12 protein-coding genes are annotated in these 14,738 nt (G+C 60.3%); 11 read left to right on the forward strand and 1 reads right to left on the reverse strand.

The genetic code is table 11. The annotated features are described in order from the left end of the window. Positions 1–230: 230 nt before the first annotated feature. The 11 genes from ACQZ5F_RS20525 (at position 231) to ACQZ5F_RS20575 (ending at position 13,581) form a co-directional block, all read left to right on the forward strand. Positions 231–1,394 (forward strand): M20 aminoacylase family protein, encoded by a 1,164-nt coding sequence (locus ACQZ5F_RS20525; RefSeq protein ID WP_448730858.1) that lies wholly within the window; start codon positions 231–233, stop codon positions 1,392–1,394. A 48-nt stretch (positions 1,395–1,442) separates the two neighbouring features. Continuing rightward, positions 1,443–3,293, forward strand: a complete 1,851-nt coding sequence (locus tag ACQZ5F_RS20530; RefSeq protein ID WP_448730859.1) for an ABC transporter ATP-binding protein — start codon at positions 1,443–1,445, stop codon at positions 3,291–3,293. A gap of 308 nt (positions 3,294–3,601) precedes the next feature. Next, on the forward strand, positions 3,602–4,555 hold the full coding sequence (locus tag ACQZ5F_RS20535) for a sugar-binding transcriptional regulator (protein WP_448730860.1): 954 nt from the start codon (positions 3,602–3,604) through the stop codon (positions 4,553–4,555). Positions 4,556–4,699: 144 nt separating this feature from the next. After that, positions 4,700–6,013 carry an ABC transporter substrate-binding protein gene (locus ACQZ5F_RS20540; protein ID WP_052819290.1) on the forward strand — a complete coding sequence of 438 codons (1,314 nt, stop codon included), beginning with the start codon at positions 4,700–4,702 and terminating at the stop codon, positions 6,011–6,013. A 166-nt stretch (positions 6,014–6,179) separates the two neighbouring features. Further along, on the forward strand, positions 6,180–7,052 hold the full coding sequence (locus ACQZ5F_RS20545; RefSeq protein WP_052820838.1) for a carbohydrate ABC transporter permease: 873 nt from the start codon (positions 6,180–6,182) through the stop codon (positions 7,050–7,052). 12 nt (positions 7,053–7,064) lie between these two features. Then, complete coding sequence (locus ACQZ5F_RS20550) at positions 7,065–7,889, forward strand: carbohydrate ABC transporter permease (protein ID WP_225337895.1); 825 nt, start codon at positions 7,065–7,067, stop codon at positions 7,887–7,889. Between the two features lie 12 nt (positions 7,890–7,901). Further along, the gene (locus ACQZ5F_RS20555) at positions 7,902–8,900 is read left to right on the forward strand and encodes an ABC transporter ATP-binding protein (RefSeq protein ID WP_448730861.1); all 999 of its coding nucleotides are present in this window, start codon (positions 7,902–7,904) and stop codon (positions 8,898–8,900) included. Further along, positions 8,897–9,673 (forward strand): L-iditol 2-dehydrogenase, encoded by a 777-nt coding sequence (locus tag ACQZ5F_RS20560; RefSeq protein WP_448730862.1) that lies wholly within the window; start codon positions 8,897–8,899, stop codon positions 9,671–9,673. The genes ACQZ5F_RS20555 and ACQZ5F_RS20560 overlap by 4 nt, the downstream gene beginning before the upstream one ends. Positions 9,674–9,734: 61 nt before the next feature. Continuing rightward, positions 9,735–11,219, forward strand: coding sequence for a mannitol dehydrogenase family protein (locus ACQZ5F_RS20565; protein ID WP_448730863.1), 1,485 nt, complete (start codon positions 9,735–9,737; stop codon positions 11,217–11,219). A 7-nt stretch (positions 11,220–11,226) separates the two neighbouring features. Then, positions 11,227–11,946 carry an HAD family hydrolase gene (locus ACQZ5F_RS20570; protein WP_448730970.1) on the forward strand — a complete coding sequence of 240 codons (720 nt, stop codon included), beginning with the start codon at positions 11,227–11,229 and terminating at the stop codon, positions 11,944–11,946. Positions 11,947–12,006: 60 nt separating this feature from the next. Further along, positions 12,007–13,581: an FGGY-family carbohydrate kinase gene (locus tag ACQZ5F_RS20575; protein ID WP_448730864.1), complete on the forward strand. Its 1,575-nt coding sequence runs from the start codon at positions 12,007–12,009 to the stop codon at positions 13,579–13,581. A gap of 222 nt (positions 13,582–13,803) precedes the next feature. On the opposite strand, the gene ACQZ5F_RS20580 is transcribed toward ACQZ5F_RS20575, so the two are convergent. After that, positions 13,804–14,637 carry a MurR/RpiR family transcriptional regulator gene (locus tag ACQZ5F_RS20580; RefSeq protein WP_448730865.1) on the reverse strand — a complete coding sequence of 278 codons (834 nt, stop codon included), beginning with the start codon at positions 14,635–14,637 and terminating at the stop codon, positions 13,804–13,806. Between the last annotated feature and the right edge of the window lie 101 nt (positions 14,638–14,738).

A 14,738-nucleotide genomic window follows, 5' to 3' on the forward strand; every position in this document is an offset into this window, starting at 1 on the left:
TTTATAAGTATTTGACTTTGCTAAGGAATATTCCTCCATTCCCGATGATGCTATTGTCAGTTTTTTTGAAAAGCAAGCCCCAAACTTTTATTGATGAACAAAATTTGAGCCATTCGTCTCTTGGCCTATTTTTCGCCCATGCAGCAAAATTCAGACTTGCAAAAGTAGAAATTCCAAACGCAATATGGTTCCCGACAACCCGGCGGGGAACAAAAAAAGGGAAAAAGAGAATGCCGATATTGAACCGTGTGGCCGAAATGCAGGAAGACGTTGCCGGCTGGAGGCGCCATCTGCATGAACACCCGGAGCTGCTTTACGATGTCTACGAAACATCGAAGTTCGTGGCCGAAAAACTGACATCCTTCGGCTGCGACGTGGTCGAGACCGGCATCGGCAAGACCGGCGTGGTCGGCATCATCAAGGGGCGGCGCGGCGACGGCCCGACAATCGGTTTCCGTTCCGACATGGACGCGCTGCCGATCCTCGAGACCAGCGGCAAGCCTTGGGCTTCGAAAATCCCTGGCAAGGCCCATTCCTGCGGCCATGACGGGCATACCGCCATGCTTCTGGGTGCTGCGCAATATCTGGCCGAAACCCGCAATTTCAAGGGTTCCGTCGCGGTCATCTTCCAGCCGGCGGAAGAGGGCGGGGCAGGGGCACTTGCCATGCTGAACGACGGCATGATGGAAAAATTCGGCATTTCGCAGGTCTATGGCATGCATAATGAGCCCGGCATTCCCGTCGGCCAATTCGCCATCCGCAAGGGCTCGACCATGGCGGCGGCGGATAGTTTCGAAATCGTCATCACCGGCAAGGGCAGCCATGCGGCCGCACCGCATCTTTCCATCGATCCGGTTCTAACCTCTGCTCATATCATCATCGCCCTGCAATCCATCGTCTCGCGGGAGACGGACCCGCTGAAATCGCTCGTCGTCACCGTCGCCACCACCCATGGCGGCACCGCCGTCAATGTCATTCCCGGTGCGGTGACGCTGACGGGAACGGTGCGCACCTTGCTTCCGGAAACCCGCGATTTCGCCGAAAAGCGCCTGAAGGAAGTGGCGACCGCCACGGCCATGGCGCATGGCGCCACCGTGGAGGTGAAATATCATCGCGGTTATCCCGTCACCTTCAACCACAATGACGAAACCGAATTCGCGACCGGCGTGGCGATGGGTGTGGCCGGTGCCAACGCCGTCAACACCAATCCCAACCCGCATATGGGGGCGGAGGATTTCTCCTATATGCTCGAAGCGCGCCCCGGCGCCTTCATCTTCATCGGCAATGGCGATACCGCCGGGCTGCACAATGCGGCCTATGATTTCAACGACGATGCGCTGCCTTACGGCATCAGCTACTGGGTCTCGATGGCCGAAAAGGCACTTGCTGCGTAAGACATCCGGCGGCCCGCGTGGCCGCCTTCTGCTTTTCAGGAGATCGGCATGCTTTTGGCGGCAACATCAATGGAACAGACCGGCGGTTCAGTCAGCCCGGTTTTATCGGTTCAGAATCTCACTACTTCCTTCCGCGTCGACGGCGGCTGGAAATCCGTGGTGCGCAATATGAGTTTCGAGATCGCGCCGCGCGAGACGGTGGCGATCGTCGGCGAGAGCGGCTCGGGCAAAAGCGTCACCTCGCTCTCCATCATGCGGCTCCTCGATAAAAAAACGAGCCAGATCGAGGGCAGCGTCATGCTCGGTGGGCGCAATCTCCTGGCGCTGCCGGAAGAGGAGATGCGCAAGGTTCGCGGAAAAGACATTTCGATGATCTTCCAGGAGCCGATGACCAGCCTCAATCCGATCTTCCCGATCGGCAAGCAGATCGCTGAAGCGCTGACCGTGCATCAGGATATTTCTTCATCGGCCGCCAAGGCCGAGGTCATACGCCTGCTGGAAAAGGTCCGCATTCCCAATGCGAAGAACCGTTTCGACGATTATCCGCACCAGTTTTCCGGCGGAATGCGCCAGCGCGTGATGATCGCCATGGCGCTCGCCTCCAAACCGAAGCTGCTGATTGCCGACGAGCCGACAACGGCGCTCGACGTGACGATTCAGGGCCAGATTCTCGACCTCATCAAGACGCTTCAGGAAGAGGAGGGCATGTCCGTCCTGTTCATCACCCATGATATGGGCGTGGTGGCGGAAGTCTCGGACCGCACCATCGTCATGTTCCGCGGCGATGTGGTGGAAACCGGCAGCACCGACGACATCTTCCATCGCGGCCGCCATCCTTACACGCGCGCTTTGCTTTCAGCCGTGCCGAAGCTCGGCTCGATGAAGGAACGGGTGCTGCCGGCCCGTTTCCCAATCATCGATATCAAGACCGGCGAAAGCCAGCCTGTCGCGGAGGTGAAGGACACGGTTTCCGGCGGCCGCACGCCCATTCTCTCGGTCAAGGATCTGACGACCCGCTTCGATATCCGCTCCGGCCTTTTCGGTCGCAAATCCGGCGCCGTGCATGCGGTGGAAAAGGTTTCCTTCGATCTCGCCGAGGGTGAGACCCTGTCTCTCGTGGGCGAATCGGGTTGCGGCAAGTCCACCACGGGCCGCTCCATCACCCGGCTGATCGAGCCTACCTCCGGGAATGTGACGCTCGACGGTTACGAGGTGCTGAAACTCGACAAGACGACGCTGCGCACCATGCGCCGCAGCGTGCAGATGATCTTCCAGGACCCCTTCGCCTCGCTCGATCCGCGCATGAGCATCGGCACGGCGATCATGGAACCTTTCATAGAGCACCGGCTGGGAACAAAGCCGCAGGCGCGTGAAAAGGCGGCGGATCTGATGGAAAAGGTGGGCCTCAGCCCGGATATGATGCGGCGCTTCCCGCATGAATTTTCCGGCGGCCAGCGCCAGCGCATCGCCATCGCCCGCTCGCTGATGCTCGACCCCAAGGTGATTGTCGCCGACGAGGCGGTTTCGGCGCTCGATGTGTCGATCAAGGCGCAGGTCTGCAACCTGCTGCTCGATCTGCAACAGAGTCTCAACCTCGCTTTCCTGTTCATCAGCCATGATATGGCGGTGGTGGAACGCGTCAGCCATCGTGTGGCGGTGATGTATCTCGGCGAGATCGTCGAGATCGGCCCGCGTGCGGCGGTTTTCGACAATCCGCAGCACCCCTATACGAAAAAACTGATGTCGGCCGTTCCTGTGCCCGACCCGGCACGGCGGCAGATCAGGCGCAACATGGCGACGGACGAAATCAAAAGCCCGATCCGGCCGGTGGATTATATTCCGCCGCAGCGCCATTACCGCGAGGTTTCGGCCGGCCATCTGGTGCAGGAAGCGGCGTGAACGAGCAGTGTCGGCTTCGGGCTGAGGGCTGGTAATGGATCGAGTGGTCACCCCTTGTTTCTTCTCCCCGCCGGGGAGAAGGTCGCGGCAGCGGGATGAGGGGGCGAGGGTAGCGTTATTCGGAGAGGGTTCCCCCTCATCCGACCCTTCGGGCCACCTTCTCCCCCTCGGGGAGAAGAAGCGCGCCGCATTGTTGTGCCAATGCATTTTTCAGTCCGCCGCACGCTCTCTCCCGCATCCCGCCGTTTGACAGCCGACGCAAAAAAATGCCAGCAAATGCGCAAGCATAATTCCTAGAGGGCAGCGGCATGGTCAGACGAAACGACGCACATGGACGGCTGGACGATGCGGCCCGCGCCGGCTGGCTTTATTATGTTGCCGGCCGCACGCAGGATGAGATCGCCGCCGCCATGGGCATATCCCGGCAATCGGCGCAGCGGCTGGTGTCGCTTGCCGTAGCCGAGCGATTGATCAAGGTCCGGCTCGATCATCCCATCGCCGCCTGTCTCGAAAAGGCCGAACGGCTGAAGCAAAAATTTGACCTTAGATATATCGAGGTGGTGCCGAGCGATCCGGCGGGTGCTTCCTCGACTGTCGGCATTGCCGAGGCAGGGGCGGCGGAAATCGAGCGCTGGCTGAAGAATGCCGATCCCATCGTGCTCGCCATCGGCACCGGCCGCACGCTGAAGGCGGCCGTGGACCAGCTTCCTCCGATGGAGTGCCCGCAGCACCGCATCGTGTCGCTGACAGGCAATATCGGGCCGGATGGCTCGGCTGCCTATTACAACGTCATCTTCAGCATGGCCGACGCCATCAAGGCGCGGCATTTTCCGATGCCGCTGCCGGTTCTGTGCTCCTCTGCGGAAGAGCGGGAACTGCTGCATGACCAGTCCATGGTGCGCTCTACCCTGGCGTTGGGGTCCGCCGCCAACGTCACCTTTGTCGGCGTCGGCGAACTCGGTGAAAACGCACCGCTCTGCGTAGATGGTTTCCTCGGTGTCGATGAGATGAAGGCGCTGATGGCAAGCGGGGCGGTCGGTGAGATTTGCGGCTGGATGTATGATGCCAATGGCCGCATTCTCGAGCACTCCGTCAATGAGCGCGTCGCCTCCGTTCCCATCCCGTCCAGAGACACCTGCACGGTCATCGGTATGGCCCAGGGTGCGCGCAAGAGCGCCTCGATTCTGGCGGCGCTGAGGGGCGGTCTCTTGAACGGCCTCATCACCGACGAAGCAACAGGTGAATATTTGCTCACGCATTGAGCAAAAATTAATTCAACAAAATCAGATGTTTGATTTTTCCATGTGCGCCGCAGCACAGGATGTCGCTTGACTTTTTTGCTCATGAGGTGAGTAAATGCCCCAGAGCAAAGCGAATGCTCATCATTTTTCTTCTGGGAGGAAGATATGACATTGAAGACCATTTTGCTGGGCGCATGCTCGGCACTCGCCCTTTCGACCCTTGCTTCCGCCGAAACGCTGACCATCGCCACCGTCAACAACGGCGATATGATCCGCATGCAGGGGCTGACCTCCGACTTCACGGCAAAGAACCCCGACATCAAGGTCGAATGGGTCACGCTTGAGGAAAACGTCCTGCGCGAGCGCGTGACGACCGATATCGCCACCAATGGCGGTCAATATGACATCATGACCATCGGTAACTACGAAGTGCCGATCTGGGCCAAGCAGGGCTGGCTGCTGCCGCTCGAAAAGCTTGGCGACAAATACGACATGGATGACCTTCTGCCGGCCATCCGCGGCGGCCTCTCCAGCGAAGGCAAGCTTTATGCTGCGCCCTTCTATGGCGAATCCGCCATGATCATGTATCGCAAGGACCTGTTTGAAAAAGCTGGCCTGAAGATGCCGGATAGCCCGACCTGGGAATTCATCGGCGACGCCGCCCGCAAGATCACCGACCGCAAGGCCGATATCAACGGCATCTGCCTGCGCGGCAAGGCTGGCTGGGGCGAAAACATGGCCTTCATCAGCGCGCTCACCAACTCCTTCGGTGGCCGCTGGTTCGATGAGAACTGGAAACCGCAGTTCGATCAGCCGGAGTGGAAAAGCTCCCTGCAGTTCTATGTCGATCTGATGAAGGATGCCGGTCCGTCGGGCGCTTCCTCCAACGGCTTCAACGAAAACCTGACACTGTTCCAGCAGGGCAAATGCGGCATGTGGATCGATGCCACGGTGGCTGCCTCCTTCGTGTCCAACCCGAAGGATTCGACCGTTGCGGACAAGGTCGGTTATGCGCTCTTCCCGACGCATGGCGAACTGAAGAACCACGGCAACTGGTTGTGGTCCTGGAACCTTGCCATCCCGAAGAGCTCGCAGAAGGCGGAAGCCGCCGAAAAGTTCATCTCCTGGGCAACCAGCAAGGACTACACCACGCTCGTCGCTTCCAAGGAAGGCTGGGCAAACGTGCCTCCCGGCACCCGCACCTCGCTTTACAAGAATGCCGACTATGAAAAGGCTGCCGCCTTCGCCAAGCCGACGCTTGCCGCCATGGATGCCGCCGATATCACCAAGCCGACTGTAAAGCCCGTGCCTTATACGGGTGGACAATTCGTGGCGATCCCTGAATTCCAGGCGCTCGGCACCACGGTCGGTCAGCTGTTCTCGGCGGTCGTTGCCGGCCAGTCCAGCGTTGATGATGCGCTTGCAGGCGCCCAGTCGACTGCGACGCGTGAAATGACCCGCGCCGGTTACATCAAGTAATCCTCCCGAAGATCGCTGTCCGGCCTGAGTGCCGGGCAGCGAATGCTCCGGGTCGGAAAGCCGCCAGGCGGCTCTGATACCTTTCAATCAAAACAAGAATGAGCCGGTTCTTCCGGATATGCCGGGCGCATGTCGTGACGCCTCGGCCCAAGGGGAGGTGAGTGTAATGGCAACCCGAAACACGAGCGGTCTTGCGCGGGTGATGCTTGCGCCATCGGTGCTGTTATTGCTGGTGTGGATGATCGTGCCTCTGGCGATGACCCTGTGGTTCTCGTTCCAGAACTACAATCTCCTCAACCCGGCCAATGTCAGCTTTGCCGGCCTGTTCAATTACCAATATTTCTACACCGACCCGGCCTTCTTCCAGTCGATCTGGAACACGCTTTTGATCGTCGGTGGCGTGCTGCTGATCACCGTCATCGGCGGCATCGCCATTGCGCTTTTGCTCGATAATGACATTTTCGGCCAGGGCATCGTCCGCATCATGATCATCTCGCCCTTCTTCGTCATGCCGCCGGTGGCCGCATTGGTGTGGAAGAACATGATCATGCATCCCGGTTACGGCGTGCTCGCCGATCTCTCGCGCTTCTTCGGTCTGCAGCCGGTCGACTGGTTCGCGCAGTTTCCGCTGCTCTCCATCATCATCATCGTCGCCTGGCAATGGCTGCCGTTCGCGACGCTGATCCTGCTGACGGCGCTGCAGTCGCTCGATGGCGAGCAGAAGGAAGCGGCCGAGATGGATGGCGCCAACTTCCTCAACCGCTTCATCTATCTGACCCTGCCGCACCTGTCGCGCGCCATCACCGTCGTCATCCTGATCCAGACAATCTTCCTGCTTGGCGTTTATGCGGAAATCCTCGTCACCACCAATGGCGGGCCGGGTTATGCCTCGACCAACCTCGCCTTCCTCATCTATCGCACCGCGCTTCTCGGTTACGACGTCGGCGGCGCATCGGCCGGCGGCATCATCGCCGTCATCCTCGCCAATATCGTCGCCATCTTCCTGATGCGCGCCGTCGGCAAGAACCTCGACCGGTAAAGGGGAAACATCATGGCCCGCAAGACAACCACACGTGCGAAGATCGGCTTTTCCATCGCGGCCTGGGCCGTGGCGCTCCTGCTGTTCTTCCCGATCCTCTATGCCTTCCTCACCTCGCTCAAGACCGAGCCGGAAGCAATCGCCGGCTTCAGCCTCATTCCCTCGGGCACGCTTGAGAATTACGTGACGGTTCAGACCCAGCGCGATTACTTCAAGCCGTTCATGAACTCGGTGGTGCTGTCGCTCGGCTCGACGATCATCGCGCTGATCATCGCCATTCCCGCCGCCTGGGCCATGGCCTTCTCGCCAACCAAGCGCACCAAGGACATTTTGATGTGGATGCTCTCCACCAAGATGATGCCGGCCGTCGCCGTGCTGGTGCCGATCTACCTGATCTTCCGCAATGCCGGCCTGCTCGATACCCGCATCGGGCTGACCGTCATGCTCACCTTCATCAACCTGCCGATCGTCGTGTGGATGCTTTACACCTATTTCCGGGAAATCCCCGGCGAGATTCTCGAAGCGGCCCGCATGGATGGTGCATCCTTGTGGAACGAGATCGTGCATGTGCTGACGCCAATGGCAGTTCCCGGCATCGCCTCGACGCTGCTTTTGAACGTCATTCTTGCCTGGAACGAATCCTTCTGGACTATCCGGCTGACGACCACCAATGCCGCGCCGCTGACGGCCTTCATCGCCTCCTTCTCCTCACCGCAGGGGCTGTTCTGGGCAAAACTTTCGGCCGCCTCGATGATGGCGATCGCCCCCATTCTCGTCATCGGCTGGTTCTCGCAGAAACAACTCGTGCGTGGCCTGACCTTTGGCGCCGTGAAATAAGGAACGACAAACATGGGCAGCATTTCCCTTCAGAACGTGTCCAAGCTCTTCGGTGAGGCGAAAGTCATCCCGTCGATCGACCTCGATATCAACGACGGCGAGTTCGTCGTCTTCGTCGGCCCCTCCGGCTGCGGCAAGTCCACGCTTCTGCGGCTGATCGCCGGGCTGGAAGACGTCTCCGGCGGAAAGATCGTCATCGACGGCAATGACGCCACCGAAAAGGCGCCGGCCGAGCGCGGTCTTGCCATGGTGTTCCAGTCCTATGCGCTTTATCCGCATATGAGTGTCAGGAACAACATCGCCTTCCCGCTGAAGATGGCCAAGCTCGACAAGGCGGTGATCGACAAGAAGGTCGAGGATGCCGCCCGGGTGCTGAACCTCACCGATTATCTCGAGCGCCGGCCCTCGCAGCTGTCCGGCGGCCAGCGCCAGCGTGTCGCCATCGGCCGCGCCATCGTGCGTGAACCGAAAGCCTTCCTGTTCGACGAGCCGCTCTCCAACCTCGATGCGGCGCTGCGCGGCACCATGCGGCTGGAAATCTCAGAACTGCACAACACGCTGAAGACGACGATGATCTACGTCACCCACGACCAGGTGGAAGCCATGACCATGGCCGACAAGATCGTCGTCCTCAACCGCGGCAATATCGAGCAGGTCGGCTCGCCGATGCAGCTTTACCGCACCCCCGCCAACCTCTTCGTCGCCGGCTTCATCGGCTCGCCGCGCATGAACCTCATCACCGGCGACTTCGCCCGCAACAAGAACGCCACCACCGCCGGCGTGCGACCGGAGCATCTGGCGCTGTCGAAAGAAAGCGGCCTGTGGCAGGGCAAGGTCACCGTCGCCGAACATCTCGGATCGGATACCTTCCTGCATCTCGAGGTGTCAGGCATCGGGCCGATCACTGCCCGCACTGACGGTGAGTTCGAATGCAGGCATGGCGATACCGTCTTTATCACGCCCGACGAGACCAAGATCCACAGGTTCGATGACAAGGGTATCGCGATATGACGGGGAGACTGGAAGGCAAATCCGCGCTGATAACAGGCTCGGCGCGTGGCATCGGCCGCGCCTTTGCAGAAGCCTATCTGCGTGAGGGCGCAACGGTCGCCATTGCCGATATCGATTTCGAACGCGCCAGCAAGACCGCCCGCGAGATCGGCGAGAATGCCTATGCCGTCGAACTTGATGTGACCAAGCAGCATTCCATCGACACCGCCATCCGCACGGTTGAGGGCCAGACCGGTGGGCTCGATATCCTCATCAACAATGCCGCGCTCTTCGACCTCGCGCCGATTGTCGAGATCAAACGCGAGAGCTACGAGCGGCTGTTTTCGATCAACGTATCAGGCACGCTGTTCATGATGCAGGCCGCCGCAAAAACAATGATCGCTCGGGGAAAAGGCGGCAAGATCATCAACATGGCAAGCCAGGCGGGCCGGCGCGGCGAGGCCTTGGTGGCGATCTATTGCGCCACCAAGGCCGCCGTCATCAGCCTCACCCAATCGGCCGGTCTCGATCTCATCAAGCATGGCATCAACGTCAATGCGATTGCGCCGGGCGTGGTCGATGGCGAGCACTGGGACGGTGTGGATGCGCTGTTTGCGAAATATGAAAACCGCCCCGCCGGGGAAAAGAAGCGGCTGGTCGGTGAGGCCGTGCCCTTCGGCCGCATGGGCCGTGCCGAGGATCTGACCGGCATGGCGATCTTCCTTGCCTCCGATGAGGCACAATACATCGTCGCCCAGACTTACAATGTCGACGGCGGCAACTGGATGAGCTGAGTATCGGGCGCCTGCCGCCCGGCCTTGGCACGAACAACGTTTCCCCTTCGAGGATCGTGACATGACATGCAAACTCTCCCTCGCTACGCTTGACGACGCCAGAAAAACGGCGGCTGTTCCGGCCTATTCCCGGGCCGATCTTTCCGCCGGCATCGTGCATTTCGGCGTCGGCAATTTCCACCGCGCCCATCAGGCTGTCTATCTGGATGACCTCTTCAACACCGGAACGGACCATGACTTCGCCATCATCGGCGCGGGCGTTCTGCCGTCCGATGCGGTGATGCGTGAAAAGCTTGCCGCGCAGGATTTCCTGACGACAGTGGTGGAGCAGGACAATAACCGCACCGGCGCGCGCGTTACCGGCCCGATGATCGACATTCTGAAGGTCGGCGACACCAAGGCCATCATCGATACGCTCGCCGATCCGAAAATCCGCATCGTCTCGATGACGATTACCGAGGGCGGTTATTTCATCGATGCTTCCGGTTCCTTCAACCCGCAGCATCCGGCCATTGCCGAGGATGGTAGAAACCCGGCTTCGCCGAAAACCGTATTCGGCCTCATCGTCGCCGGGCTGAGGGCGCGCCGCGACAAGGGGCTGCAACCCTTTACCGTCATGTCCTGCGACAACATTCCCCATAATGGCAAGGTTACCGAAAATGCCGTGGTCGGGCTCGCGGCCCTGTCCGATCCGGCTTTCGCCAACTGGATCGGCGAAAACGTCGCTTTCCCCAATTCCATGGTCGACCGCATCACGCCCGCGACAGGCGAGCGCGAACGCAATATCGCCCGCGACGATTTCGGCATCGAGGACAACTGGCCGGTCTTCTGCGAAGAGTTCAAGCAATGGGTGATGGAGGATAATTTCCCCGCCGGCCGGCCGGCGCTGGAAAAGGCTGGCGTGCAGTTCGTCAAGGATGTTGCGCCCTATGAGCACATGAAAATCCGCATCCTCAATGGCGGCCATGCGGCAATCGCCTATCCGGCGGCGCTGCTCGATATTCATTTCGTGCATGAGGCCATGGAACATCCGCTGATCCGGGCGTTTCTGGCAAAGCTCGAAAAGGAAGAGATCATCCCGGTCATTCCGCCGGTTCCCGACACGAATCTTGCCGATTATTTCGGGCTGATCGAACGGCGTTTCCTCAATCCGAAAATCGGCGACACCATTCCGCGACTGGCGCAGGACGGTTCCAACCGCCAGCCGAAATTCATTCTGCCTTCCACCACCGACCGTCTGGCGCGCGGTGAAGATATTGTCGGCCTGTCGCTGGTCTCGGCGCTCTGGTGCCGGTATTTCCAGGGTACTTCCGATAGCGGCAAGGAAATCGCCTTCAACGATGCCAGCGCCGACCGGCTTCAGGCGGCGGCCATCAAGGCGAAGGACGATCCGATGGCCTTCCTCGCGCTTGACGATATTTTCGGAGAGGTTGCCGAATCGGAGCTTTTCCGTAAACGCTTCGCCCATGCATTGAAGACGCTGTGGCAAGAAGGCACGGCGAAGACCTTGCAGCTTTATCTGGATGACAAGCTGGCTGAAAAGTGACCGCGAGATGGAAGACGAAACCGGGCCTCTTTTGATTTTCGATTGCGACGGCGTTCTCGTCGATAGCGAGCCGGTCTCCATTTCCGTCCTCCTCGGCATGCTCTCCCATCTCGGCGTGACGATGGGGGAGGAAGAGGCCTATGAACGCTTTCTTGGCCGCAGTGTAGCCAGCATGACGGCGACGCTGTTTGAGGATTACGGTGTCGAAACCGACATCGATTTTCTCGACCATATGCGGGCGACGCTGTTCGAGCGTTTCCGCACCGAGCTTCGGCCAATCGACGGCATTGCCGTAACGCTCGACAGGCTCCTGCCGCTGCGGCGCTGCGTTGCTTCCTCAAGCCAGCCGGAACGCATCCGTTATTCGCTGGGGCTGACCGGCCTGATTGACCGGTTCGAGCCGCATGTTTTCAGCGCCACCATGGTGAAGAACGGCAAGCCGGCGCCCGATCTGTTCCTGCATGCGGCGCGCGAAATGGGCGTCGAGCCGCGTCACTGCATCGTGATTGAGGACAGCCCGGCCGGCATTGCCGCCGCAAAGGCCGCAGGCATGGGCGTTTTTGCCTTCACCGGCGGCTCGCATGCGCGCTTTCCCGCATTCCGCGAAAAGATCGCCGGGCTTGGGGCGGATGCCGTGTTTGACGCGATGCCGGATTTGGTCCACCTTGTCGGCAGCTATGTGGGGAAGGGCGGTTTTGACGGCCAAGTGGAGCGTGATGCGGGCTGAAGCAGATTTTGCCTGCCGCCATCGCCGGGTCGTTACGCAAGGGATGGAATTGCAGTCTTGATGCGTCAAAATCTCGTCGCTGTCGATGTCGGTACAGCCAGCGCGCGTGCTGGGATTTTCGATCCGACCGGCAGGCTTCTCGCCCGCTCCACCCACCCGATCCTGATGCAGCGTCCGCGTGAAAACCACGCCGAGCACGATTCCACCGATATATGGAATGCTGTCTGCATTGCTGTGAAAGCAGCCCTTGCCGATGCTGGCATTCTGCCGCAAAGCGTCGCCGCCATCGGGTTTGACGCCACCTGTTCGCTTGTCATTCGCGACGCGCGGGGAGAGCCGGTTTCAGTTTCCGTGACGGGTGAAGACAGGTTCGACACCATCGTCTGGCTCGATCATCGGGCGATAGGCGAGGCCGACCGGCTGACGGCATCCGGCCACCGGGTGCTGGATTTTGCCGGCAACAGCGTCTCGCCGGAAATGCAGATGCCGAAGCTGATGTGGCTGAAGGCCCATATGCCGGCAAGCTGGGGGCGCATGTCCTTCGCCTTTGATCTGGCGGATTTTCTGACGTGGAAAGCGACCGGTTCAGCGCAGCGCTCAAATTGCACGCAGACCGCGAAGTGGAATTTCCTGGCGCAGGAAAATCCCGGCTGGCAGGCGGATTATCTCGAACTGGCGGGGCTTGCCGATCTGAAGGAGCGCGCCAGCCTTCCCGAAACCACGGTGATGCCGGGGGCGAGCATCGGCCCGCTTTCGCCCGAGGCGGCGACTGAACTCGGGCTCGATACCGGCTGCCAGGTGGCCGCGGGCATGATTGACGCCTATGCCGGAGCGCTCGGTGCGCTGGGCGGTTGCCTTTCGGACGATGTCGGTCGGCACGTGGCACTGATCGCCGGCACCTCAAGCTGCCTCGTTGCCATGTCAGAGCGGCAGATGCCAGGCCACAGCCTCTGGGGTCCCTATTGGCAGGCGATCCTGCCCGGCCACTGGCTGGTAGAGGGTGGGCAATCGGCGACCGGCGCGCTGCTTGATCATATCGTGCGCATGCATGCGGCTGGCGGTGAGCCGGACACGGCACTGCATGCCCGCATCGTTGCGCGGGTAACGGAATTGCGCGCGCTTGAGGGTGAGGCCTTTGCCGAGCGGCTGCATGTGCTGCCGGATTTTCACGGAAACCGCTCGCCGCTTGCCGATCCCCATGCTGTTGGTGTTATCAGCGGGCTGACGCTGGATACATCCTTCGACAGTCTCTGCCGCCTTTACTGGCGCACCGCCGTGGCGATTGCGCTCGGCGCGCGCCATGTGCTCGACGCCATGGAGCGCTTCGGTTATTCGGTCGAAAGCCTGCACGTCACCGGCGGGCATGTGAAGAACCCGCTCTTGATGGAGCTTTACGCCGATGTGACGGGCAAGCGCATCGTGGTTCCCGCCACCGCCGATGCCGTACTGCTTGGCACGGCGATGACGGCGGCAACTGCCGGCGGTGTGCATGCGAGTATTGAAGCGGCTGGCGCGGCCATGTATCCGGGCAATGCGGAAATTTCCGGAAATCCGGAGCTCACGCCCCGCTATCAACGGGATTACCGCCGTTTTCTCGCCATGCACCGTCATCGCCAGGAGCTGGAGAGCCTCTGACTTATCAAGGCAAATGGCAAGGCGGAAATATGGCTGACGGGTGCGGCTTGTTTCTTCTCCCCGCCGGGGAGAAGGTGGCCCGAAGGGTCGGATGAGGGGGTAAGCTCTCCGCATATCTCTACCCTCGCCCCCTCATCCCGCTGCCGCGACCTTCTCCCCGACGGGGGGAAGAAACAAGCTGCAATCGCTCGATTTATATGCCCGCCCGCCCTAGGGCGTAGATCAAATGCCCAGCGAACGCTTCAGGCCGGAGAGGTTTTTCATCCGCGTTTTGCATGTTTCATCGGCTTCCGCCACCAGGCTGCAGAGGGTAAATTCCATCAAAGAGACGAGTTGCAGCAGACCCTGACCGCCATTCTGGGCTTGAGGCAGCGCAAGACAGATATCGGCGCTTTCAGGACCCCATTCGTAAAACCGGGTGGTGATCAACAGGGTTCTGTAGCCGCCTTTGCGTGCGGTTGCCGAAAGGTGCTGCAGGGGCGAGAGGCTGCCACCGCAATCCATGATGACGAGAAGCGTCTGGGCCGGTTCGAAATCCCACAGGGCGACATAGGCCGCACTGTCGCTGCCGAGATAATGGACGTGGCCGCGACACTCCAGAAGCCGTCCATGGAATTGACGCGTGGCCCCAAGACCTTCCGGCGATGTCGCCAGAAAAACATCGGCTGCCGAGGCTATTTCTGCCATCGCCAGACGCCACATTGGCTGGGCGGTCATGTCGAATGCGGTCTGGATGGCCTGGATTTGCTGCGAGAGGAGCTGGGAAAATGGGTTGGACTGGCGCTCTCCGCTTTCACCAATCGTTGGCTGATCCGGGCCAGCCGTCTGTTCCGCATGGCGCAGATCCGCGCGAATGTCGCTGAACTGCCGATAGCCGAGCGAACGTAAGAAACGGCCGACCGTCATCGGGCTGAGGCCGAGCTTGGCGGCCAGCGTCTGCGCCGTTTCGAAAGGTAGCTCATCCAGATGCTCGATCAGATATTTGGCGATCTTGCGCTCGGAAGGTGTGCCGGCCTTCATGGCACGGGTAAGATTCAACAGCAGCTTTTCCACCAACGCCTCATTCTTTTATCTTTATTGAACGATGATGCATCCGCGCGCCCGAAACGGGCGTGCGAACCGCGTTTTGACGGTGGGGAAGCTTTCCCGGCCTTGCC

The organism is Agrobacterium sp. 22-210-1, from assembly GCF_053522525.1.